This is a genomic window from Schleiferilactobacillus shenzhenensis LY-73 (genome assembly GCF_000469325.1).
Lineage (GTDB): Bacteria > Bacillota > Bacilli > Lactobacillales > Lactobacillaceae > Schleiferilactobacillus > Schleiferilactobacillus shenzhenensis.
Genome location: NZ_KI271597.1, coordinates 1 through 22,730, shown reverse-complemented (window position 1 = coordinate 22,730; position 22,730 = coordinate 1). Strand labels below are relative to the sequence as shown.

Annotated in this window: 26 protein-coding genes; 4 read left to right on the top strand and 22 right to left on the bottom strand. The window is 55.6% G+C overall.

Features of this window, described 5'->3' with window-relative positions:
- Window positions 1-59: 59 nt before the first annotated feature.
- From L248_RS10625 to L248_RS10610, 4 genes are all read right to left on the bottom strand, one after another.
- Window positions 60-1,859: an ABC transporter ATP-binding protein gene (locus tag L248_RS10625; protein WP_022530222.1), complete on the bottom strand. Its 1,800-nt coding sequence runs from the start codon at window positions 1,857-1,859 to the stop codon at window positions 60-62.
- The gene (locus tag L248_RS10620; RefSeq protein WP_040536346.1) at window positions 1,859-3,610 is read right to left on the bottom strand and encodes an ABC transporter ATP-binding protein; all 1,752 of its coding nucleotides are present in this window, start codon (window positions 3,608-3,610) and stop codon (window positions 1,859-1,861) included. Before L248_RS10620 ends, L248_RS10625 begins: the two co-directional genes overlap by 1 nt.
- Before the next feature lie 127 nt (window positions 3,611-3,737).
- A complete protein-coding gene (locus L248_RS10615; protein WP_040536344.1) occupies window positions 3,738-3,962 on the bottom strand; it encodes a YneF family protein in 225 nt (74 codons plus the stop codon).
- A gap of 81 nt (window positions 3,963-4,043) precedes the next feature.
- On the bottom strand, window positions 4,044-4,295 hold the full coding sequence (locus L248_RS10610; RefSeq protein ID WP_022530219.1) for a DUF896 domain-containing protein: 252 nt from the start codon (window positions 4,293-4,295) through the stop codon (window positions 4,044-4,046).
- 159 nt (window positions 4,296-4,454) lie between these two features.
- Between L248_RS10610 and lexA the strand changes: the two genes are divergently transcribed.
- The gene (gene lexA, locus L248_RS10605) at window positions 4,455-5,072 is read left to right on the top strand and encodes a transcriptional repressor LexA (RefSeq protein ID WP_022530218.1); all 618 of its coding nucleotides are present in this window, start codon (window positions 4,455-4,457) and stop codon (window positions 5,070-5,072) included.
- Window positions 5,073-5,113: 41 nt separating this feature from the next.
- Here the strand turns inward: lexA and L248_RS10600 are convergent, their stop codons facing one another.
- The 3 genes from L248_RS10600 to L248_RS10590 all read right to left on the bottom strand — a co-directional run bounded on the left by L248_RS10600 (window position 5,114) and on the right by L248_RS10590 (window position 6,489).
- Window positions 5,114-5,305, bottom strand: a complete 192-nt coding sequence (locus L248_RS10600; protein ID WP_022530217.1) for a hypothetical protein — start codon at window positions 5,303-5,305, stop codon at window positions 5,114-5,116.
- Between the two features lie 92 nt (window positions 5,306-5,397).
- Window positions 5,398-5,748: a 50S ribosomal protein L19 gene (gene rplS / locus L248_RS10595; protein WP_022530216.1), complete on the bottom strand. Its 351-nt coding sequence runs from the start codon at window positions 5,746-5,748 to the stop codon at window positions 5,398-5,400.
- 159 nt (window positions 5,749-5,907) lie between these two features.
- The gene (locus tag L248_RS10590) at window positions 5,908-6,489 is read right to left on the bottom strand and encodes an NUMOD4 domain-containing protein (protein ID WP_022530215.1); all 582 of its coding nucleotides are present in this window, start codon (window positions 6,487-6,489) and stop codon (window positions 5,908-5,910) included.
- Window positions 6,490-6,639: 150 nt separating this feature from the next.
- Between L248_RS10590 and L248_RS10585 the strand changes: the two genes are divergently transcribed.
- Window positions 6,640-7,524, top strand: coding sequence for a helix-turn-helix domain-containing protein (locus tag L248_RS10585; RefSeq protein WP_040536342.1), 885 nt, complete (start codon window positions 6,640-6,642; stop codon window positions 7,522-7,524).
- On the top strand, window positions 7,514-8,404 hold the full coding sequence (locus L248_RS10580) for a helix-turn-helix domain-containing protein (protein ID WP_022530213.1): 891 nt from the start codon (window positions 7,514-7,516) through the stop codon (window positions 8,402-8,404). The genes L248_RS10585 and L248_RS10580 overlap by 11 nt, the downstream gene beginning before the upstream one ends.
- Window positions 8,405-8,483: 79 nt before the next feature.
- On the opposite strand, the gene L248_RS15655 is transcribed toward L248_RS10580, so the two are convergent.
- The 15 genes from L248_RS15655 to rnc form a co-directional block, all read right to left on the bottom strand.
- On the bottom strand, window positions 8,484-8,930 hold the full coding sequence (locus tag L248_RS15655; RefSeq protein WP_081701296.1) for a zinc ribbon domain-containing protein: 447 nt from the start codon (window positions 8,928-8,930) through the stop codon (window positions 8,484-8,486).
- A 23-nt stretch (window positions 8,931-8,953) separates the two neighbouring features.
- On the bottom strand, window positions 8,954-9,193 hold the full coding sequence (locus L248_RS10570) for a hypothetical protein (protein ID WP_022530211.1): 240 nt from the start codon (window positions 9,191-9,193) through the stop codon (window positions 8,954-8,956).
- A 90-nt stretch (window positions 9,194-9,283) separates the two neighbouring features.
- Complete coding sequence (locus tag L248_RS10565) at window positions 9,284-9,916, bottom strand: hypothetical protein (protein WP_040536340.1); 633 nt, start codon at window positions 9,914-9,916, stop codon at window positions 9,284-9,286.
- 184 nt (window positions 9,917-10,100) lie between these two features.
- Complete coding sequence (locus L248_RS10560) at window positions 10,101-10,529, bottom strand: hypothetical protein (RefSeq protein WP_155828642.1); 429 nt, start codon at window positions 10,527-10,529, stop codon at window positions 10,101-10,103.
- A 122-nt stretch (window positions 10,530-10,651) separates the two neighbouring features.
- Window positions 10,652-11,392, bottom strand: a complete 741-nt coding sequence (gene trmD, locus L248_RS10555) for a tRNA (guanosine(37)-N1)-methyltransferase TrmD (RefSeq protein ID WP_022530207.1) — start codon at window positions 11,390-11,392, stop codon at window positions 10,652-10,654.
- 1 nt (window position 11,393) lies between these two features.
- Complete coding sequence (gene rimM, locus L248_RS10550) at window positions 11,394-11,912, bottom strand: ribosome maturation factor RimM (RefSeq protein ID WP_022530206.1); 519 nt, start codon at window positions 11,910-11,912, stop codon at window positions 11,394-11,396.
- Window positions 11,913-11,962: 50 nt separating this feature from the next.
- Window positions 11,963-12,211, bottom strand: a complete 249-nt coding sequence (locus L248_RS10545) for a KH domain-containing protein (protein ID WP_040536336.1) — start codon at window positions 12,209-12,211, stop codon at window positions 11,963-11,965.
- A 73-nt stretch (window positions 12,212-12,284) separates the two neighbouring features.
- Entirely contained in the window at window positions 12,285-12,560 is a 276-nt protein-coding gene (gene rpsP, locus L248_RS10540; protein ID WP_040536334.1) for a 30S ribosomal protein S16, read from the bottom strand.
- A 347-nt stretch (window positions 12,561-12,907) separates the two neighbouring features.
- Complete coding sequence (locus L248_RS10535) at window positions 12,908-13,231, bottom strand: type II toxin-antitoxin system RelE family toxin (protein ID WP_022530203.1); 324 nt, start codon at window positions 13,229-13,231, stop codon at window positions 12,908-12,910.
- A gap of 2 nt (window positions 13,232-13,233) precedes the next feature.
- On the bottom strand, window positions 13,234-13,557 hold the full coding sequence (locus L248_RS10530) for a type II toxin-antitoxin system Phd/YefM family antitoxin (protein ID WP_022530202.1): 324 nt from the start codon (window positions 13,555-13,557) through the stop codon (window positions 13,234-13,236).
- Between the two features lie 112 nt (window positions 13,558-13,669).
- Window positions 13,670-15,109 (bottom strand): signal recognition particle protein, encoded by a 1,440-nt coding sequence (gene ffh, locus L248_RS10525; RefSeq protein WP_022530201.1) that lies wholly within the window; start codon window positions 15,107-15,109, stop codon window positions 13,670-13,672.
- 29 nt (window positions 15,110-15,138) lie between these two features.
- Entirely contained in the window at window positions 15,139-15,501 is a 363-nt protein-coding gene (locus tag L248_RS10520) for a putative DNA-binding protein (RefSeq protein WP_022530200.1), read from the bottom strand.
- Entirely contained in the window at window positions 15,498-16,889 is a 1,392-nt protein-coding gene (ftsY, locus tag L248_RS10515) for a signal recognition particle-docking protein FtsY (RefSeq protein ID WP_022530199.1), read from the bottom strand. The genes L248_RS10520 and ftsY overlap by 4 nt, the downstream gene beginning before the upstream one ends.
- 12 nt (window positions 16,890-16,901) lie before the next feature.
- A complete protein-coding gene (gene smc, locus L248_RS10510; RefSeq protein ID WP_022530198.1) occupies window positions 16,902-20,426 on the bottom strand; it encodes a chromosome segregation protein SMC in 3,525 nt (1,174 codons plus the stop codon).
- A 26-nt stretch (window positions 20,427-20,452) separates the two neighbouring features.
- Complete coding sequence (gene rnc / locus L248_RS10505; RefSeq protein ID WP_022530197.1) at window positions 20,453-21,157, bottom strand: ribonuclease III; 705 nt, start codon at window positions 21,155-21,157, stop codon at window positions 20,453-20,455.
- A 203-nt stretch (window positions 21,158-21,360) separates the two neighbouring features.
- On the opposite strand from rnc, the gene L248_RS10500 reads away from it, so the two are divergent.
- Window positions 21,361-22,659, top strand: coding sequence for a rhomboid family intramembrane serine protease (locus L248_RS10500; RefSeq protein WP_196812031.1), 1,299 nt, complete (start codon window positions 21,361-21,363; stop codon window positions 22,657-22,659).
- Window positions 22,660-22,730 lie beyond the last annotated feature (71 nt).

The window sequence follows — 22,730 nt, the reverse complement described above, 5'->3', positions numbered from 1 at the left end:
GCCCGCTACGTTCCAGCCCCAGCCAGCCGGAGGGCCCAAATCGCCGGGTCTCGCGAACCCTACTCCTCGACTTTCTCCCCCATCTGCAGCCGGTACATGTCATAGTACTTCCCCTTCTGCGCAATCAGCTCATCGTGGGTGCCGGCTTCGACGATGCGGCCCTTATCCAGGACCAGGATCTGGCTGGCGTCGCGGATGGTGGACAGCCGGTGGGCGATGGCGATGGTCGTGCGGCCTTGGCGCAGCTTGCGCAGACCGTCTTGAATCAGCGACTCCGTCTCCGTGTCGATGTTCGCCGTGGCCTCGTCCAGGACGAGGATCTTGGGATCCGCCGCCACTGTCCGGGCAAAGGAAATCAGCTGACGCTGACCGCTGGAGAACTGGGCGCCACCTTCGATGACCCGTGCGTGGTAAGTGTTGGGCAACTTTTCAATGAACGAATCGGCTTGCACGAACTGGGCGGCTTTCTTCACCTCGTCGTCCGTGATCTTGTCGTTGAACAAGCGGATATTGAAGGCGATGTCGCCGTAGAACAGGAAGGAGTCTTGCAGGACCAGACCCAGCTTCTTGCGCAGTTCTTCGATGGGATAGTCGCGGATGTCGCGGTCATCGATGAGGATCTGACCGTGGTAGAACTCGTAGAAGCGCATCATCACGTTGATGATCGAGCTCTTGCCGGAACCGGTATGGCCGACTAGGCCGATGGTCTCGCCGGGCTGCACGACGAAGCTGATGTCGTGCAGGACCTCGTTCTCGCCGTCGTAGGAGAAGCTGACGTGGCGGAATTCCACCTTGCCCTCTCGGACTACAGCGTTGGCACCTGGATTCTGCTGGGGCGCCAGTTCATTATTGTCGAGTATCCGGAAGATCCGGCTGCCGGCCACAACGCCGTCCTGGAAGAATTGCAGCTGATCCATCAGGTTGCCCAGCGGGTTGAAGAAGCTCTGGATATAGGTCGAGAACACGTAGACCGTCCCGGCAGCGACCACGGCCGTCTGGGCCATGATGCCGAAGTGAATCAGGACAGCGGTCAAGGCGAAGACATAGACCAGGTTCAGGAAGGAAGAAAGGAGCAGCGAATTGGTCTTGATCATCGCCCGGCGGGTATCGAGGTAGTCGTTGTTGACGTCCTCAAACTCCCGGTCCACCCGCTTCTGCTGTTCAAAATTCTGAATGATCGAGACGCCTTCGATGGATTCATTCAACTTGGCGTTCAGCTCCGACAACTTGGACCGCATGTGCCGATATACTTTGGAACTGTAACGGTTGTAGAACCAAGTGGCCACCAGGAGAACCGGAATGAACGCGGCCACGATCCAGGAGGCGGTCTTGTTGTTCACGTACATCGCGACCAAAGCGGTGACGATGGAGAAGATCCCGACGAGCAGGGACATGAAGACGTTCCAGAAGTCCCCCAGCGTCATGGTATCGTTGGTCACCCGGGACACGACTGAACCGGCCGGGGTGAGGTCGAAGTAGCGCATGCCCAAGGTGTGCAGCTTGGTAAAGAGCTGCCGCCGAACATCTTCCAAGGCCCGTTCAGCCCCCATGGAGAAGAAGAAATTGCTGCAGAACTGGACCAAGGCCTTCACGATGGTCCCCAGGGCGTAAACCAAGCCCACGCCAAGGATGACGGCGGTGGTCGCATTATGCTTAGCCAGCGCGCCGTTCATAAATTGTTGGATGACCCGGGGCAGCCAGATGTTGATGATAGCTAGGGCAAAGGACATAATAATGGCCCCGACGAACTGTTTCTTGTAATACCGGGCAAAACTTAGGAGGCGCCCGGTGATCTTCATCTGCTCCTTCACCGGCAAGTGCTGGTTCCAGGCGGATTCGTATGGATTCTTAGCGGCCATCAGGCGTCACTCCTTTCTAATGATTGCGTCAGCTGCTGTTCTGACCACATCTCGGCATACCAGCCATTGTCAGCCAGCAGCTGATCGTGGGTGCCGCGTTCGGTGATCCGGCCGTCGTCAACCACCAGAATCTCGTCGGCGTGCATGACGGAACTGAGCCGCTGGGCAACGATGATGGTGGTCTTATCCTGGCGGTCAGCCTGCAGCCCCTCGAGGATCTGCTCCTCAGTCTTGGCGTCCACGGCCGACAAGGCATCGTCCATAATCAGGATGTCCGGCTCGGTAATGACGGCCCGGGCAATAGACAGCCGCTGTTTCTGGCCGCCGGAGAGCGAGACCCCTTTCTCCCCGACCAGCGTATCGTACTGATCAGCGAACTGGAGAATGTCATCGTGGATGGCACTGGTCTTCGCGGCGGCTTCGACCGCGGGCTGATCCTTATCGTAGGCAGAAAAGCGAATATTGTTGCGCACGTCCGTGGAGAACAGGAAGTTGTCCTGGGGCACGTACCCAATGGCGTTGTGCAAGGCTTCCAGGGTGTAGTCGCGAATGTCGCGGCCGCCGATCTTGATGACCCCGTCATAATGGTCGAACTCCCGCAGGAGCAGCTTGATGATGGTCGTCTTGCCGGCCCCGACGCGCCCGACGATACCCAGTTGATGACCCTCGGGCAGGTCGAAATGAATATCCTGCAAGGTGACTTTATCCGAACCAGGATAGGTGAAACTGTCCAGGGCGTAATCGATGTTGCTGTGGGACAGTGTGGTCAGCGCATGGGGCTTGTTGACGACCTCGGACTTTTCTTGCAGCAGCTCGTGTACCCGGTCGTAACTGGCATTGCCCCGTTCGATCACGTTGAACAGCCGGCCAATGGCGAACATCGGCCACACCAGGGCATTGACGTAAGCCACGAAGGAAATCAAGGAGCCAATGGTGATGGTGCCCGCGTTGACCAGCGTCCCCCCGTAGATAATGGCAATCACATAAGTGGCCCCGATGATGATACTGGTCACGGGATCGAACAGCGAATCAATGCGGTTGACCCGTTTATTAATATTGATGGTGCGGTCGACGATGCGGTTGAAGTCCGCCACATCTTCTTTGTCTTGGCCGAACGTCTTGATGACCTTGATGCCGGACACCGACTCTTGGGTCTTATCGTTCAAGCGGGAGAAAGCCGCTTGGGACTCAGAGAAAGCGGCATGCAGCTTCATTCCCAGCCGCCGGGCGGCCACCGCCAGCAGCGGTAAAGGAATAATGGCCACCAGGGTCAGGCGCCAATCGACGAAGATCATCATGGCAATCAGGGTGGATCCGCCGGTGATGATGGAGTCGGCAAAGGTCAGGATACCCGCACCGGCCACGTTTTGGACCGCGTTCAAATCGTTGGTGGCATGGGCCATCAAGTCCCCGGTCCGGTGGCGTTGAAAGAACGTATCGTCCATCTGCATGAAATGCCAGAAAAGACGCGAACGCAGCTGTTTCTCCAGCTTGGCCGCCCCGCCCCAAATCATGTTCCGCCAGGCAAAGCGGAAGAGGTATTGGAGAATGCCGGCGGTGAGCAAGGTGCCAATCCACCACCAGGCGGCGCTGCCCGTCAGATGACCCTGATCGAATAGGTCAGCCAGGATCCCGATGACGCGCGGCGGGATCAGGTTGACCAGCGCCGTGGCCACCAGGGCGAGGACCCCGATGATGTACCGTTTCTTTTCTTGTTTAAAATACCAGCCCAGTTTCTTAAAAATGCCCACCGGGACACCTCCGTTCATCATGCCAAAATTGTTTATAAGTACAGAACGGGACAAAGTCTGCCGCCCAAAAGGCTGCAGTCTTTGTCCCGCGATAGTGACCGCCTGGTGACAGGGGGCCAGAATGGTTTTACTTCTTAGCTTCCTGTTGACGCATGGAGGCCATCATCTGATTGAGTTTCTTCTCAGACGGCTTCTGCCCCATTTGCATCATCATCGAACGAAGCATGTCTTCGTTGATGGGGGGATTATCTCGGAAATAATTCTTCATGTAACGCCGTGCGCCGAAGAATCCCAGGACGGCTCCGCCGATAACACCCAGGATAATCAACAGCACTGCCAACCAAATGGCCATCGTGATCGACACCTTTCCTTTTTCCAATACTTAACAGTCTACACAAGTTTCTGGTAAATTAAAATAGCATCTGAGCTTTTTTTAATCCTTGCGGATGCCCTTTTCACGTTGGACTTGCTTGAGCTTTTCCGGCGTGACTTCGTTGCCCTCTTCATCGATCACTTTCAAGTGCTCGATGGTTTGGCGAAAACCCGCCCGGAAATTGGCCAGGTAAGCCTCGCGCAACTCGTGCTGTTCCCGTTCTTCGTCGGCTGTTAAGCCTTCGTTTTTGGCCTTGTGGGCCAGTTCGTTAATGCGCGCCAGGCGCTTTTCTTCTTCTGTTTGTTCTGCCATATGAATCCGTCCTTTCTCGAAAAAATAACCTTAACTGCATGGTACCACGCGGACCCATTTCTGAAAACGCTGAGACGCCTACGTTCCCACGAACGCTTGTTTGAAAACCTTCTCCATTCTTGGTATACTGAAGTTAACAAATGTAGATGAGGTGGCGTTATGGCCAAATTAGGAGAGAAACAAGCAGAGATCCTGCGTTATATTTATGAAATGGTCAAGGACCGCGGTTATCCGCCGACGGTCCGGGAAATCGGTGCAGCCGTTGATTTGTCTTCCACATCCACGGTGCATGGGCACTTGGACCGGTTGGAACGCAAAGGCATGATCAACCGGGACCCGACCAAACCCCGGGCCATCGAAATCACCGATGACGGCATGGATGCCCTAGGGGCGACCCGGGACCGCATCCCGCTGCTCGGTACGGTCACCGCGGGCGAGCCGATTTTAGCCGTTCAAGAAGCGACGGAGTATTTCCCGGTGCCGCCGGACCTGCAAAACGACGGGGATCTGTTCATGCTGCAAATTCGCGGCGAGAGTATGATCAACGCCGGCATCCTCAGCGGCGACAAAGTCGTTGTCCGTCGTCAGCAGTACGCCGACAACGGGGACATCGTCATTGCCATGACGGAAGAGAACGAAGCAACCTGCAAGCGATTCTACCGCGAGAAGGATCACTTTCGCCTCCAACCGGAGAACGATACTTTCTCCCCCATTATTCTGGATGAAGTGACGATCTTGGGTAAGGTCATCAGTTTGTATCGGGAACACGTCTATTAAAGCGATGCGTCATCTGCCGCAGCCTCAGGTTGCGGCTTTTTTTAGTTCATACGGACCCGTTTTACCGCATACTGCCCTTCTGGGTATGGCATTTCGGCATACGGAGCTTTTTGCAGGATGGCAACGAAGCCGGCCGCCCGCTCTGGCGTAGAAAACACGCGCAGAAGGCGGAAGACCGGTTCTTTTTGGACGGTGTCGGCGTAATAGACGACGTAGACGAAACGTTGCGCCATGGTCTGACCAGCTTTCTCATAATAATGGACGAGGGCATAAAGAAACGCGTCCCGTTCCCCGAGGGGAGCGAAACGCGCTGGTGACGCAGGAATTAAACCCGCGGCTTCTCGCTGATACGCGCTGCCTTGCCCCGCAGAGCACGCAGGTAGTACAGCTTCGCCCGACGAACACGGCCGTGACGAATAACTTCAATCTTCGCCACACGGGGGGAGTGCAACGGGAATGTCCGCTCCACACCCACGCCGCTGCTGATCTTACGAACGGTGTAGGAAGCACTGATACCGGTGCCCCGGCGCTTGATTACAACGCCTTCGAACAACTGGATACGTTCCCGCGTGCCTTCGACGATCTGGGCGTGGACCCGGATCGTGTCCCCAGCGCGAAAGTCGGGAATGTCATCGCGCAACTGTTTCTGCGTAATTGATTGAATTAATGGATTCATCAAAACTTCTCCTTATTCCGGTATTCATGCGCCCGATGCCTCGCAGCGGAATATCGTTACTCGTGTGATTGGGTAATCACAACTTGAAATACTATCATAATCAGGGGCTCCGTGCAACGTTGGGCCGCAACGGGTCTCCAGCCGGTTCGAATCCCGGTGCTATTTCTCAGGCTTGGCTGGATCCGCCGGATGACTGGCTCGCCAATAATAACCGTACAATTCGCGCCATGGTGCACGGGCCCGGTTCAGCGCGTAGAATAATCGGGAGACGCCCCGCCGGAGGGTCTGGTCCCCTTGGGACAGCTGGCCATGGTCTTGCAAGAACCGAATGGCTTGCGTGTACCCCTTGAAGGTCGTGATCACCTGACCATCGGCATTGCACATCTCAATTGCCAGAGACTTGGGTCCCCGAAAAACTTGGCGGTCTTGCCAGAACTTAATTTTGTCCCGCCGTGAGACCGCCTTGAGATTCGCCAAAGCACAATTGGCTTCATCGCCGTCCACATGGATGATTTCCCAGTTAGGGTCGTGGCGGTCAAAGGCAGGATCAAACGTGGACAAGACGAGTTTGTCCAGCCGATAGATACGGTGCCGCCCATTGCTGGAAGCGACAAAATAGTATTGATGCCGCCGCCGGCCGGGTTTGAGGAACCTGTCCGGCTGGTCGACATTGCGGACCCGTCCCCAGCTGCTGATCTCGTACTGTCGTTCGCCGGCAACCGGCAGCCAAATTTCTGCCATGGTGGCGCTCCCCTCTCCGTTTTCTGATACCCTTATGGTATCGGGGAACGGCTACCGGAAGCGGGTTATTGCATATTTGCAACAGTAGGAAAACACAAGGTGCCAACCGTGTTAGATTGTTCGTAGGAAATAACGGAGGAGGAACTGATTATGGAACTTGGTGAATTTTTTAGACAGCAGCGACTTGATAATCACTTGACAATCCATCAGGTTGCTGGGGGAATAGTCTCGGATTCTATGCTTTCCCGGTTTGAACGAGGAGAAAGCGACATTAGCGCCAAACTATACTTTCAGTTGTTAACCCGATTGGATGCCAATGTTGAAGACCTGCAGAATTGGTATATCGAGCACGATCAAAACAATCCATTTGCATTTGCCAACATGGACGGGACCAACGAGGGGTTGAGAAAAGCCGCAGTCCATTTCCAGCAGTTATACGAAAAAACTGGCTGGCGGTATTACCAACTCTCGGCTATTTCATACATGATGAGCTACGCTAAGTGGCATCCCGAAAGGCATCTGGTAACCCAAGAAATGACAGACATTTTGTTACGTTCTCTCTTAAGCCTTAAGACTTGGGGAAATTTTGACATTGGGCTGATCACACCACTCGTGGCATCCCCATATGTAACCACCGCCGAATTAAAACAGTTGCTGCCAACGCTTGTTCAAGTGACAAAACAGCACGCGGCCAGTTCTTCAGCAGATTGGCGAGATTCGTCGTTCGTTCATTTGGTCGCAGCGTGTCAACAATTGGCTAGTGCCTTAATGCCACGCCAGTGTTGGGACGAGGCTCGTTCGCTCATTTCAATGGTGGATGGCTTACCCATCGAGACCAGCTTGGCGCTGTTGCATAACCAGACAAAAATACGTCTGTTACTGGCATATCATGATTCTCCCAGTCCCGCCATTGACGATGATTATAATGCAATGGAGGCGGCGTGGATAGGAACACAATTTGAAGACATTGGTGCCCAAAGTACAGCTGCTTGGAAGAGATTTAAGAAAGCCCAGGAGATAAGTCATGACAATTGAGAAAACATTCCAGCAATTACGGCAAGACCGGCAAATCACAATCCGACAAGCAGCCAAAGGGATTATCTCCCCCAGCGCACTATCCCGTTTTGAACAAGGCAAGACACAATTGTCCGCTGCTGCATTCGTGCGCTTACTGGACAGGATACAAGTTGATTGGTCCTTTTTCGTGAATACAGACGAAGAAACGACGCGCAGTGTATTTCAACAGCTTATCGTCCTTAAGAAAAACCGCGATATTGAGGGTATCCGAACAATGGCAGCGCAATTTGGTCAGTCATCAGACGCCAATTCAAAAGATTTTGCGCAGCTTTGTCAGCTGATGCTCGTGAACTTAGGTGTCTTGCCTGCCACTACCATCCACTCGACTGTCCAAACCGTCGCCGGGAATGTCGTTGCCACGGACTACTGGTCAACATTCACCGTGGCTGCTGCTAAGGAATTAGTCAGCACGATTTCAATAGAAGCTCTCCCAGCATTACTTTCCGCAAATGCTGAACAGCTGACAATCAATCATCAGACAGCAAACGTCCTTTATGAACCGGATCTGTGCACAATTCAGCTGGACGGTGTCTTGCGCTTGCTCGCCGCGAATCGGCTGACAGATGCAGAGGACGCGCTGAGTCAATTTAGTTTGGCGCGGGCCACGTATTACGAAGAAGGATTTAAGTACTACATCGTCCTTAACCTGATTAGGAAAGAACGCGGGCAGGCGACCACGCCACCAGAAATTGATACGATTCTGAACAGTTTGGCCATTATGGGTGCTAACAGGTATTTACATGGCTTAGTTCCACAAATAGAACCCCTCTTGCGACGCCAACGATTTACATCAAATTTGTTCGACACTGAACGGTTTTTCGCCAAGTATGGGAGATAGAACGGCATTCGATGCTTCAATCTTTTAACGATATCACATATTCTCGCCCATCTCAAAGTAAACAAACGTTACGTGATGATCAGATGGCAGCCGCGTAGTATCCAATAAGATAAGTCACGAAATAGGCCAGTGCAAATACCCCGAATTTCGACCAATAATGCGTCACCTTCCCGCCATTGTTGTCGTGATTCAAGAAATAGGCCACCACAAATCCGCCGATAATTGGGACTGCGCCGCTTGAAGACGAGAGACCGGGCTGCCCGACAAAACCGGTGACCACCCCCAGGAGGGCATAACGCCACATGCTCGGCTCCGGCTTGGCGACCGTATTGATCGGCGATTGGCTGGTCATTGGTGATGTCGGTGCTTTCTGGCTGTTCGCATCATCCGGGCGGAGGAGACTGCTTGCGGTGGTGGACGCCACATTACTGATATTTGCCCCACAGTGAATGCAAAACTGGCTGGTGGCAGCGTTGTGGTATCCGCAGTGGGGACAAATTTTCAAACGCGGGTCTTTGTCTGACATCGTTGTCTATTCTCCCCTCGTCTCTAGTGGCTGGTCCAGACCATATTGCCGCCGTTACCGATGGCAATGATGTAATTTGATCCACTGTGGCCTTCAAACAAATTGGGATAAACGTGGACCTGTCCCGGCTCAATCGTGACCGGTCCCGCATCAAGTACTTCCTGAGGCACATCGACAGATTGGTAATCAACGCTCAGCATGAACATTTCAGGATCGATGGTGACGCCTTGGTCGGTGATGTTCTTGAATGCAAACCCGCTCATCTGCGATGATTCAGTAACCACCAATCCTGGCAGCCAAGATGTGCCGCCCCCTGTATCGGTTCCCCCGCTGTCGGCAGTGGCAGCGTCTGCTTAATCATCGTCATCGCTGTCCGATGCAGCTGAGGAGGTTTCGTCTTCTTGGGGTTGCGGGTTGTTAATATCGATTACTTTTTGGTCTTTCAGATTGGCGGAAGTGACGCCGTCGCGCATGAATGCCTGGTACGTATAGGCTAACGGCAGTTGGGAATTAAGGTACACAAACATACCACCACCGACAAAGCTTTGACCGCCAACCCCTTTGAATAGGTTATGCACAGTGGTCGTCTCTCCCGGTTTCAGTACCAATTCTCCGCTCCGAGCACTATTGGATTTATGGTGCGAGTCCAAATAAACCAGGAAGTCTCTTTGGTCGAACTTGATCGTTTTATCCGTCATATTCCGAACAGCCATATTAACGTTGTAAGGAACGCCGACTTCCTGGTGGCCAGTGCTGTCCTCATTCGCCTTAAATGCGAAAGCAATCTTCTTGCGATCGGCAGCGGCCAGTGAATCATAATAGTACGCCTGTTTTGACTCGCGGCTTGCGGCTGCTTGACTGGTCTGACTCGACTGGCTGGTCAATTGCTGACTATTGGCGGTTGGTTTGGTGCATCCTGTTAAGACCAGCATCACCGCCGCACCGATACTGATCAAGACCGCGGGTATGCGTCGTACTACGCGCATCGTTCATTCCTCCCCTTCGCAAACCATCATACGTTGGGGCTGACGGATGTGGGAAGAAAGTGCATATTTGCAACAGCTGCCCGGTGCAAAATATTTCAGGATTTGAGGTGGTCATCGGCCACCGGCCACACACAAAAACACCGATTCGCAACAAACGAACCGGTGCTTTTTTATCTTCAGAGAACTATGGCGTCACCGTGTCTCGCGGCGGTGGGGTCTTAACCTTATCCTGACTGTACTGCCCACGAAGTGCCCGAACAATCATGAGGATGCCGTAGAGCGTGACAAGAATCGTCATGCCATAATCAGAGTACCAATTCATCGGCCAGATGGCTAACGTCACGATACCCGCACCGATGATTAAAAATGGTGCCCAGTACAGCCAGCGATTCTGCTTGTCCTTAACGCTGGCCACGATACTGAGAATTAACGTGGCAATAACCAGCAAGTTAATGGCTTCACCGATAATTAATGGGAGGATTATGCTTTCCATCCCTTTGCTTGCATCCGCTCCCCAGAGATTCGGGACTGATGGCGCAATCGTGTAGTACACCCCATAGACTGCAAAGAAAATACCGACAATCAACAACCGGACCTTATTGGCTTTCATCACCAACACCGCCTTCTGCCGCCGCAACGGCAAACCTGCTCACGTGACAACGCTCACTTTCCATTTCGTCATCATTATGCGCTGTCACCCTAACAAGACAAGCAAAACACACTGCATTCACCGGATCAGTCGATCTCGTGGGTTTTCTCTTCGTCCTTGACTTCCCGCAGCAGTTCCCGGCCCAGCTCATCCAACGGGTACTTCTTCAACAGGTCCGGACGCCGGGCCAAGGTCCGCCGCAAAGCTTCTTTGTATCGCCAGCGACCGATTTTGCCGTGGTCGCCGTTCATCAGGACCTCCGGTACTTTCATCCCTCGATATTCGGCCGGCCGCGTGTACTGCGGATACTCCAGCAAGCCGGTGGCGAAGGAATCGGTGATGGGAGAATCTTCGTTACCAAGCACACCGGGCAAGAGGCGCACCGTGGCGTCGATCATGGTCATGGCGGCCAGCTCGCCGCCGGTAATGACAAAATCGCCCAGAGAGGCTTCCTCGGTGACCAGGGCGCGGATGCGTTCGTCGTAGCCTTCGTAGTGGCCGCAGATGAAGACCAGCTGATCACTCTGGGACCACTCGTCAGCCACACGCTGGTTGAACCGCCGGCCGGCGGGGTCCAGGAGAATAACTCGCCGTTTCGGCAAGGCCGGCAGGCTGTCCATCGCTTCGTAGAGCGGCTCTGGTTTCAGCAGCATCCCGGCGCCGCCGCCGTAGGGCGTATCGTCGACGTGCTGGTGCTTGTCGTGGGTGAACTGGCGGAAGTTAACAACGTTCAGCGACCACACGTCTTTCTCCAGTGCCTTGCCCAGGAGCGACTGCTGCAGCGCCGTGAACATTTCTGGAAACAAGGTCAAGACATCGACCCGCATCTTACCGCATCCCTTCCATGAGTGTGACGTAGACCTTGCCCGCCGCCAAGTCGACCCGGTGGACAACCTGGGGAATGTACGGCAGCAGCAGATCCGGCCTGCCGGGCTGGCCAACGACCCAGACGTCATTAGCGCCGGGAGAAAGGATCTCCTTGATCGTGCCCAAGTCTTCCCCGCTCTCCTCGTCGATCACGGTCAAGCCGACAATCTGGCGGTAGTAGAACTCGCCTTCTGCCAGGTCACTATGCTCGGCATCAGTCACATAGAGGGTCTGGCCCTTCAGCGGTTCCACATCATTGATGGAATCCAAGCCGGTGAACTTGAGCAGGATGAATTGTTTGTGCGGACGGGCGCTCTCAACCGTCAATGTGGCTGCCGCGGTTTCGGGATTTTGACCGACGTGCAGCGTGCTGCCGGCCTTGAAGCGCTCTTCGGGGAAGTCGGTAATGGCCAGGACCCGGACCTCGCCCTTGATGCCTTGCGTGTTGACGATTTCGCCGACGCGGAAAAGTTCTGTCATATTTCTCTCCTTAAAAAAGCGGGCGTCCCTTGCAGGCCGTCCGCTTCCTATTATGAATTCTGATCGACGATGTTCAACCGGACCCGCTTGGCGTAAGGGCTGCGCACGGAATAGACGATGGTCCGGATGGCCTGGGCGATGCGGCCTTGCTTGCCGATCACCCGGCCGACATCGGCGTCGGCCACCCGCAGGTCAAATTCCATGAAGCTCTCCGTCTCTCGGCGGCTGATCTGAATCGCGTCCGGTTCATTGACCAAAGGGGTCACCAGAGAACGAATCAAATGTTCGATATCTACCACGACGTCACCTGCTTATTTCTTAGCCTGTCAATTCTCCTGACTGACACGTCAGCCCGGAGCCATCGATGAAGCCTTATTTCTTAGCGAAGCGGGCTTCGTGGTACTTCTTCATAACGCCTTGCGTCGACAGCAAGTTGCGGACGGTATCAGACGGTTGGGCACCGTTCTGTAACCAGCCCATGATCTTGTCTTCGTCGATCTTCAGCGTCTTGGGGTCGGTCAGCGGGTTGTAGTAGCCAACCTCTTCGATGAACCGGCCGTCCCGCGGCGAGCGTGAATCAGCAACAACTAAACGATAGAATGGCTTACGTTTCGAACCCATGCGCGTCAAACGAATTTTAACGGACAATGAATCCACCTCCTTGAATTATTAACAGGGACTACTATACCAAGAAAACGAGGGGCTGTAAAGAGGTTTTTCTTGACAGAGGGCGAAAACGACCGGGAGAAGCGTAGGCATAAGGCCGAGTTGGCCGAAAACCCGGTCTTAGGTTTTTGGTCGGCTCGGCCTTATGCCCTAGCTTCTGGTCGTTTTCGCCCGTTTCGGGAGGCTGTTGACGCCGAGAAAAACCCGCACTTAGGTTTTTGGTCCGCTCCGCCTTAGGCCTAGCTTCTGTGCGTTTTTGCCTATTTTCGGCTACCTTACAGCCAAACAAGAACGGATCTGAGTGCATGCATGTCATTAACACACTTGATTTACTTGTCCGGATGGTCTTTCTGATATTGCCGTAGTCGACTGACCGCGTCACGATAAACGGCAAACGCGTCTCGCCGTCCAATTGCCAAAATATCGATGATTCGTACCGTCTTACCTACTTGGCCAAAGACAATACGAAGGCCCAGTTTCTTATACTTGAGTTTCCGGAATCCCGCAAGGTCTTTTGCCAGCGGCTGCCCTGCTTCAATCCCGAGGTTCTTTATGCGATCCAAGCCCTTATCGATGATCTGCCGTTGCTGCCCGTCGAGATTGTCATACTCTTTCTTAGCCTCTTCAAACCAAGATATGGAATAATTGGACATCGTTACTCCCAACCATCGTCAGGATCAATCGGGTTATCAGCACTGGCTTTTTCTTTGCCGCGAACTTGTTCATCGGTTAGAAGCTTATCAGCGGTCGTATGCGATACACGCTCTTGGACAAGTTGAATGTCAAGCAAATCATTAAGCCGGTCAACTTCTTTTACGAGTGCCTCATAATCATCAACGCTCAAGACAACTGCCTCAGGCTGATTACGATTCAAGATATAAATACCCGATCCTTCTTTTTTGGCCTGATCAATGACATCACGGGGTGACTTCTTTAAGGCACTTACGCTGGTCATTAAATCCCGATTGAGTACCTGCATATTATCATCTCCTGTACCTTATTCTATACCATCAACGATACATTTGAAAGTCCTAGCTTTGACGTGGGAAACAAATGGGCTCCGAAATATCGGAACCCATAGTGACTATGCTCTATTTTGTCTTGAACCGCTTCACGTGCTTTAACCGCTTTTTCTTATTCTTCTTCGTCTTCCGGGCCATGGACCGCATCGCCATCTGACCCAGCTTGCCCTGGACGCCGCCGCCGAACATGCCCTCCATGCCGCTCATGTTCCCTTTGGACATCTTCTGCATCATGTCCTTGGACATGTTGAACTGCTTGATCATGCGGTTCACTTCCTGGACCGACCGGCCGCTGCCAGCCGCGATCCGCCGCCGCCGGGAGGGGTTCAGCAGCTCAGGCTGTTCCCGCTCCTGGGGGGTCATTGAATACACGATGGCCTTCAGATGGTCAATATCCTTATCGCCGATATTCAGGTTCTGGGCCGCCGGATTGTTGGCCATGCCAGGGATCATCTTCATCAGATCCTGGACCGGACCCATATTTTGAATCTGGCCCATCTGGTCGAGGAAGTCGTTGAAGTCGAAGGTGTTTTCCCGCATCTTCTCGGCCATCTTCTCGGCTTCTTTAGCGTCGTAATCCTTCTGCGCCTTCTCAATCAGGGTCATCATGTCGCCCATGCCGAGGATCCGGTTCGCCATTCGGTCGGGGTAGAAGACATCCAGGTCTTCCAGTTTTTCCCCTTGCCCGGTGAACTTAATGGGCTTGCCGGTAACGGCCCGGATAGAAAGGGCCGCCCCGCCGCGGGTGTCGCCATCCAGTTTGGTCAGGACCACGCCGGTGATATCCAGGTCGTCGTTGAAGCCCTTGGCGACCTCGGTGGCGTTTTGCCCGGTCATGGCATCCACCACCAAGAGGATCTCGTTGGGGTGGGCCAACGCCTTGATGCGCACCAGCTCATCCATCAGTTGCTGGTCGATCTGCAGCCGGCCGGCGGTATCGATGATCACGTAGTCGTTTTTCTGCAGCGTGGCCTGGTCGAGACCAGCCTTGACGATGTCCACCGGGTCGTGGTCGGTGCCCTGCTCAAAGACGGGGACGTCGATTTGCTTACCCAGGGTGACCAGCTGGTCCACAGCGGCCGGCCGATAAATATCGGCAGCGATCATCAGCGGCCGGGCGTGTTCTTCATTCTTGAGCTTCAACGCCAGCTTGCCGGCCGTGGTGGTTTTCCCGGCCCCTTGCAGGCCGACCATCATGATGATCGTGGGGATATGCGGCGCCTTGTTCAGCGGCACCGCCGTATCGCCCATGGTCTTGGTCAGTTCTTCGTTAACGATCTTCAGCACTTGCTGGGCCGGCGTCAGGGAATCCAAGACGTCGGCACCCAAGGCGCGGTCACGGACGGTGTTGACGAAGTTTTTAACGACGGTGAAGTTGACGTCGGCTTCGAGGAGCGCCAGGCGGACTTCCCGCATCATATCGCGGACGTCGCTCTCGGTGATCTTCCCCTTCCGCCGCAACTTGCTGAATGCGTTCTGGAGTCGTTCGGTTAATCCTTCAAAAGCCAAAGCAATCTTTCCTTTCTTACTTGCCTGAATTACCGGCTGATCTGCTGCTGGAGCGCGGTGACGAGCGCGGCGAGCTGGGCATCATCCGGGTAATGGGCGGTCGTGTAGGCTTGGAGCGCCCGAGTGGCGCGGTCTAAACCGTGGTATTGGGCCAGCAGGTGCAGCTTCTCTTCGTATTCCTCTAGGAGCTTGCCGGTCCGTCTGATATTATCATACACGGCTTGGCGGGAAACGGAAAACTCCTCGGCGATCTCGCCCAAGGAGAGGTCGTCTGCATAATAGAGGGCCATGTACCGCCGTTGCTTGGCCGTGAGCAGATCGCCGTAGAAGGCGAAGAGGTCGTTCATGCGCAGCGTCTTCGCCAGCTCGGCGTCTTCGTTCTCCCCGCTCATCGGACGATCAGTTCCTTGAACAGACCGTAAACGAACTTGTTGGGATCGAAGTCTGCCAAGTCATCCATCTTTTCGCCCAGCCCCACCAGTTTCACCGGCAGGTGCAATTCGTTGCGGATGGCTAAGACGATACCGCCCTTGGCGGACCCGTCCAGTTTGGTCAGGACGATGCCGGTAACGTTGGTGGTCTTGGTGAATTCCTTTGCCTGGCTCAAGGCGTTTTGGCCGGTGGTGCCGTCCAGCACCAGCAGGACCTCCTGGGGCGCCTCGGGCAGCTCCCGGGTGATGACCCGCTTGATCTTGGCCAGCTCGTTCATCAGGTTGACCTTGTTCTGCAGTCGGCCGGCGGTGTCCACCAGGACGATATCGGCGTTTTCTTCCTTGGCCCGGTGCACGGCATCGTAGACCACGGCAGCTGGGTCGCTCTCGGCAGGACCGGTGACGACGGGTACGTTGACCCGCCGGCCCCACTCCACCAGCTGCTCCGTCGCGCCGGCCCGGAAGGTGTCGCCGGCCGCCAGCAGGACGTGTTTGCCCTGTTCCTGGTAGCGGTGCGCGAGTTTCCCGATGGTGGTCGTCTTGCCCGCGCCGTTGACCCCTACGAACAAGAAGACCGTGGGCGTACCGTCGGTAGAAAAGTGCAGGCTGTTATCCTCGCCCGCCCCTTCTTCGCCGTACAAGTCGACCATCTTCTCCACGATGACCTCGGCCACATCCGACTTCTTCTTAGCGTTGCGCAGCTTCACTTCGTCTCGCAGCTCATCCGTAATCTTCAGGGCGGTCTCGAAGCCGACATCGCCCTCGATCAAGGTCTCCTCCAACTCGTCGAAGAAGGCATCATCGACGGAACGGAAGCGGGCCAGGAAGTGGTTCAACCGGTCACCGAAGGAGGTGCGGGACTTGGCTAAGCCCTTATCGTACCGGGCCAGACTAGCGTCTTCGGCGGGGGCCTCTGACCCCGTGTTTTCTGTGGCCGCCGCGGCTTCGCTGAGCGATGCGGATTCAGCCGCGGCGGCACTCAGCGAGGCAGACGCCGCCGTGGCAGCCGCCTGTGCAGCCGATTCTGATGCCGCGGCAGAAGCTGCAGCCACCGCACTGGCGGAGGCACTTTGCACGCTTGCCGCTACCGCTTGGTCGGGCACTGACGCGGGTGCAGGTTCTGCCGCCATACTCACGGCTTCGTCCATTGGAGCCGCCGGGGCAGCAGTGCTGCCCGATTCAACGGGGATGCTGGCCGCTGCCGCACTCGTACTGTCCGCTGCACTCGCGGAAGCGGCCGCGGTGCTTTCCGCTAATGCAGTACTGGCACTCGCACTGGCCGAAGTTTCCTCTGGCTGCTCAGCCGGCTGGCCGCCGAACGCTTTTCTTAACCGATCAAATAGTCCCATCAATGACACTCCTTATTGATTCGCGAATTCCTTCAATGACACGGACACCATCTTCGACACGCCCGACTCCTGCATGGTCACGCCGTAAAGCCGGTCGGCCGCGACCATCGTGCCGCGACGGTGGGTGATGACGATGAACTGGGTGTGCTTCTGGTACTGTTGCAGAAAGTGGGCGAAGCGGTCGATGTTGGCATCGTCCAGCGACGCCTCCACCTCGTCCAGCACGCAGAACGGCGCCGGCCGTACCTGGAGGATGGCGAAGAGCAGCGTGATCGCCGTCAGCGCCCGTTCCCCGCCGCTGAGCAGGGACAGCTGCTGGAGCTTCTTCCCCGGCGGCTGGGCGGAAATATCCACCCCGGTGTGCAGCAAGTCGTCCGGCAGCGTCAGGGTGAGGCGCGCCTCACCGCCGCCGAACATGATCGGGAAGATGCGGGCGAAGGCCTTAGCCACGCCCTGGAAGGTCTCCAGGAAGCGGTCGGCCACCGCACTGTCCATCTCGTCCATCGTAGTTTCCAGCTGCTTCTTCGCCGCCAGCAGGTCATCCTGCTGCTGCTGTAAGAAATCCGCCCGCTTCTGCAGACGTTCCTGCTCCGCGATGGCCGTGGGATTCACCGGCCCCAGCTCGTCGATGCCCCGCTTGAGCAGCTTCACCTGCTTCTGGGCAGCGGCGAGGTCGAAGTCGGCCGGCAGCTCGGCCCGGGCCGCTTCGAAGGACAGGGCATAATCATCGCTCAACTGGCTCAAGCGGCTGCTCACCTGATTCTTCAAGCGGTCCACCGCCACGGCCACGTCCTCTTGCTCCGCCAAGGTCTGGTGGCGCAGCTCCTGGTCCCGGTCCACCGTGTTCTGGGCGGCACTCACTGCGACCGACGCCTGGGCCTTATCGCCCTGCCAGGTCTTGATCTGCTGCGATGCCTGGTCGATCCGTTGCGTCAAGGCAGAAATGTCCTCTTGCAGCGCGGCGGTATCGATGTGTTCCGTCGGTGCTTCTTTGGCTGTTAAAAATTCCGTCAGCTGGTGCACCTGGGCGGCTAATCCGTGCTGCTGTTCGATGGCGGTGGTCACTTGGGTCTCCAGGCGGGCCTTCGTCTGGCTCAGCTGCATCTCTTCTGTGCGCAGTTCGTTCAGCCGCTCTGCCTTTTCAGAAGACGACAGCTCGGCCGCATCGATCTGCCCGGTAACGGTGTCGGTGCGCTGCTTCAAGTCGGCTAACGTTGCGGTGACCTGATCCAGCTCGTGCTGCCGCTGCTGCTGTTCGGCGGACAGTTCTTGTCGCTGGGTCTCCCGCTGGCTCTGCTGCCTGGCGAGCAGCGACCGCTGCTGACTGGCCAGCGCGTCCTGCTCGTGCAGACGGTGGTTCTCCTCTTGGACCGCGGTCAGCTGGCTGCGTAACTCAGCGACCGTTTTCTGCTGATCCGTCCGGGAATCGGCCAACGCCGTCAGCTTGTCCCGCAACGCGTTGATCGCCTGCTGGCGAGCGTCCAGCTCGGCCTGCATGGTCTTCACCTGGGCTGCCAGCTTATCCGTCTCCGTGCGCCGGGCCAGCAGACCGTTCTGATTGTGCTTGCTGGCGCCGCCACTCATGGACCCGCCGGGGTTAACGATATCCCCGGCCAGGGTAACGATCCGGTACCGGTGGCCGCTGGCCCGGGCAATTGCCACGGCCGCGTCCAGATCCTGGGCAATGATCAGCTGACCGAGGATGTTCTCGGCAATATTCTGGTACATCGTGCGAGTCGTCACCAAGTCGCTGGCCACGCCAACGAATCCGGTCATCACCCGCAAGGTCGCTAAGACGTTGCTGGGCAGCTGCCGCCCGCGCATGACGTTCAGCGGGAGAAAAGTCGCTCGGCCGGCATGGTTTTGTTTCAAAAATTGAATCGCATTCGTGGCACTGCGCTCTGTGGCGACCACGATATTTTGCAGTGCCCCGCCCGCCGCCATTTCAATGGCGGTGGTATATTCCTTCGGTACTTGGATCAGTTCGGCCACCGCCCCGTGGATTCCCTCCAAACGGGCTTTGTTCTGCAGAACAGCCCGGGCGCCGGCGTAAAACCCGCCGTAGTCTTCGTTGATCTCTTGGAGCGACTTCAGCCGGGCCTTGGCTTGCTGGACGATCTCCAGTGCGGCATACCACTGTTTCTGGCGCTGGGCCAAGCGGTCCTGGCCCGTCTGCAGGTTGTCTTCCGTGGTCGCCAAAGCGGCCTCCGCCTCCGTCAAGTGCTGCTTGGCGGTGCTTAAAGCCTGATCACTCTCAGTTAACGCCGCCGGGGCAGCCGGCACCGTCGTTTCGGGTTCAGTTGTCGTCCCCAGCCGGGCCAGCTGCTTCTTGATCTCCCCGATGGCGTTGCGGGCCGTAGCCTGTTTCTGCAGTGCATCCACCGTCTGGGCCCGTAGATCGTCCAGCTGCTTCTGCAGTGCTTCTTTGCCGGCATCTTGACCGCTGGCCAGCTGTTCCTGAGCGGCTTGGTTGGCGCTCAGCGCGGCAGTCTGTTTGGTCAAGGCCGCCTGTTGATCGGTCAGAGTCTGACCCACCTGGGCCAATTCCTTCTTCGCCGCGGCCAGTGCCGTTTGCTTCTCGGAACGGGTCGAGGCCGCGTATTCCGATTGCTGCTGGGCCAGTTTCAACTGACCGTTCTTCTGTTCCAGCTGCTTGCTGCTGGCCAGCAGTTCGTCTTGCGCCGCGGCCAGCCGGCTGTCCAACGTCGCCACTTCCTGCTGGTTCTCGGCCAGAGAGGCCTGACCTTCCTTAATCGCCGTCTCCAGCTTGGCCTGGGTGGCCTTCAATTCGGCCAAGTGTCCGGCGTGGGTGGCTTGTTGGGCTGTTAATGTCTGGATCTCACCGGCCAGCACGAATTTGTTCAGCTTATCATAGGCGCTCTTCTGGTTCTGGTAATCCCGGGCAATGGAGGCTTGCTCGGCTAAGGGTGCGAGCTGCTCCTTGATCTCATGACTGATGTCGAAGACCCGGTTCAGGTTGTCCATGGTCGTGGCCAGCTGGTTTTCTGCCTGTTTCTTCTGCAGCTTATACTTATAGACGCCGGCGACTTCTTCAATCAGGTCGCGGCGGGTCTCCGGCTTCGAGTTGAGGATCTCGTCCACCCGGCCTTGGCCGATGATGGCGAAGGAGCCCTTGCCCAGGCCCGAGTCCATGAACAGATCCGTGATATCCTTCAAGCGGCAGGTCTTGCCGTTGATGGCGTACTCGCTGGTCCCATCGGTGTACAGCGCCCGCCGGACCACCAGCGTCTTCAGCGCGGACTTAAGGGCGTGGTCGCGGTTGTCGAAGGTCATGGTCACCTCCGCCATGTTGACAGCCGGGCGCAAGGCAGTCCCCGCGAAGATGACGTCGGCCATCTGGTTGCCCCGCAGCCCCTTGGCGGACTGCTCCCCCATCACCCAGCGCATGGATTCAGACAGGTTGCTCTTGCCGGAGCCGTTGGGCCCGACGATCCCCGTGATCCCGGGAGAAAATTCAATCGTGGTCGCATCCGCAAAGGACTTGAACCCTTTCAGTTGTAAACGCGTTAACCCCATGCGTGTGCGCAGTCCTTTCTCAGAAACTAATGGGCCTTCGCCTTGAGAGAAGCCAGGGCCTTCTTGGCGGCGTCTTGCTCCGCCATCTTCTTGCTGCGACCCTCGCCCTTCGCCAGGCGCTGCCCGTCGACGACCACGGCCACCGCGAACTGCCGCTCGTGGGCCGGGCCTTCCTCGTCCAGTACGTCGTAGCGAATGTCCACCGGACCATCCTTCTGCAGGTATTCCTGCAGGAAGGTCTTGTGGTCGCTGGCCGCTGAAAACTCGCCGGCCGCAATCTTCGGGAACACGACCTGCTGTAAAAACTTCACGACGGCATCTTTGCCTTGGTCAAGATAAAGCGCACCGTTGAAGGCCTCGAAGGTATCTTCCTGCAACGTGTGGCGCTTACGGGCGCCAGACTGCTCTTCTCCTTTACCAAGACGAATATACTTGTCGAAGTGGGCTTCCCGGGAAAACAGTGAAAAACTGCGGGTGCAGACACTCGCCGCCCGCAGCCGGGTCAGCTCACCCTCCGGCCAGTCCGGGTACCGCTTATACAGAAACTCGGACACCGTCAATTCCAAAACGGCATCGCCCAAGAACTCTAACCGTTCGTTGTCCCGCAGGTCCAGTTCGGGGTGTTCATTGGCATACGACGAGTGGGTGAAGGCTTCATCCAACAGGCGCAAGTTCTTGAACTCGATCCCGTACCGCTCCCGCAACTCGGAAACAAATGCTGCATCGACCATACTTTGACCTCCATATGAGTGTATTTTCGCAATGCTTCCATTATAAGGGAAGGCGGGCACGAAAAACAGGGGCCGGAGGCTGAATCCAACGAATCCAACGAGTCCAACGAGTTCTCCTACTGGAGTTAAACCGATACGGTCCAATGATGTTCCGTGGTAAACTTGCTCTGGTTGTCAATTTGATTGTTGAAGAAGGAATCGTCGTGTTCTTTAAAAATCAGCGGCAGACACGGAAACTTTCAAAAGTGTGGATTGTTCAGACACAACCATGGATAACGATAGGCTACGTAACAGCTGTTTTATTAAGCTGGCTGCTTCTTTTCTTGCTCACTGGCCATACTTCTGGTTACCGGAGTTCTGCCGTATTCCAGTTGTGCACGAAAATCCCGCTGATCGGCTCGCTTCTCTTTCCACTCGGTCAATCCGTGTACAATGTTTTTTGGTACTTACTTACCGTCACCCTGATTGGCGTGTATGGAGAGTACTTCCTGGGACATCGAGATTTTGCGGTAATCGCGGGGGTCATGTTTGTTGTCCTGCAGTATATTGCTCTGGCCAATCACTTTACCAATATCATGCTTCTTTGGATGGTGTTGACATTAATTGGGATCGCAGCAGTTGGCGTTTGGTACCACGTACCATGCCCAGGGTGGCTGCAGGGTATTGATGCAGTCATGGGGTTAATTTGGTTGGAGTATTTTCTGCCAGTAACAATAGATGCCAGTATCGAGTATTACTTCTGGTTTGGCGTCATTTCTTTACTTGGCTCGGGGACGCTTGCTTTTATGGTGTCTTTTAGAAAGCAAGGGGCGCTAAAACGTGCGCCGCTTGTGCAATTACCTTGGGTTACGATTGGATGGTGTCTTCTTCTTGCAGTTACCTTTCTTGTTGAAGTGGTTGTCAATCACGGTGTGGATGAATACGGCGGTGTCGATCCGGCAACAGTGGTCAAAATGGGACTCCCGAAAGAAATTGATTCAGTTGGCTCTGTGTTCCGTCAATTATTGCTCGCCCCGCTAATGCAGCGCAGTATCGGTCATTTAACTGGTAACGTTGTTGGCATCTTCATTTGCGGGTTGTTAACCGAGCGGATCTTTGGGCATCTCAAGACCTTCCTGATACTGATACTTGGTGGTTGGGGTTCAGCGCTGATTCGTTCCCTGGTCACTTTGTGGGCTCCGGGAGGCATCTTCATTTCGTTTGACGGTGGCTTTGGGGCTTCGGGAATAGGTTTTGCGTTAATGGGTGCAACGCTGTTTTTTGCTTTCGCCGCGAAGAATGTTTCGATTGGCACCAAGTCTATATTTTATGCGCTTACGGTAGTCAACATCTACCAGGTATTGAGCAATTTAATGAAGTCTGGATTTGTGGATCCAACGGCCGAAGTTGCTGATGACGTCCATTTTTATGGCTTCATGATTGGGCTCACCCTCTCAATATCATTCTTTCTCTGGAGCCGGCTTAAACATCATCAGTCATTACCTGGTTTAGACGACCAATAATGTTTCAGAAGGCCTTATCCCCAATAATTCATGAAGGTGGCGAAAATGGATAGAGACGTACAAAATCTTGG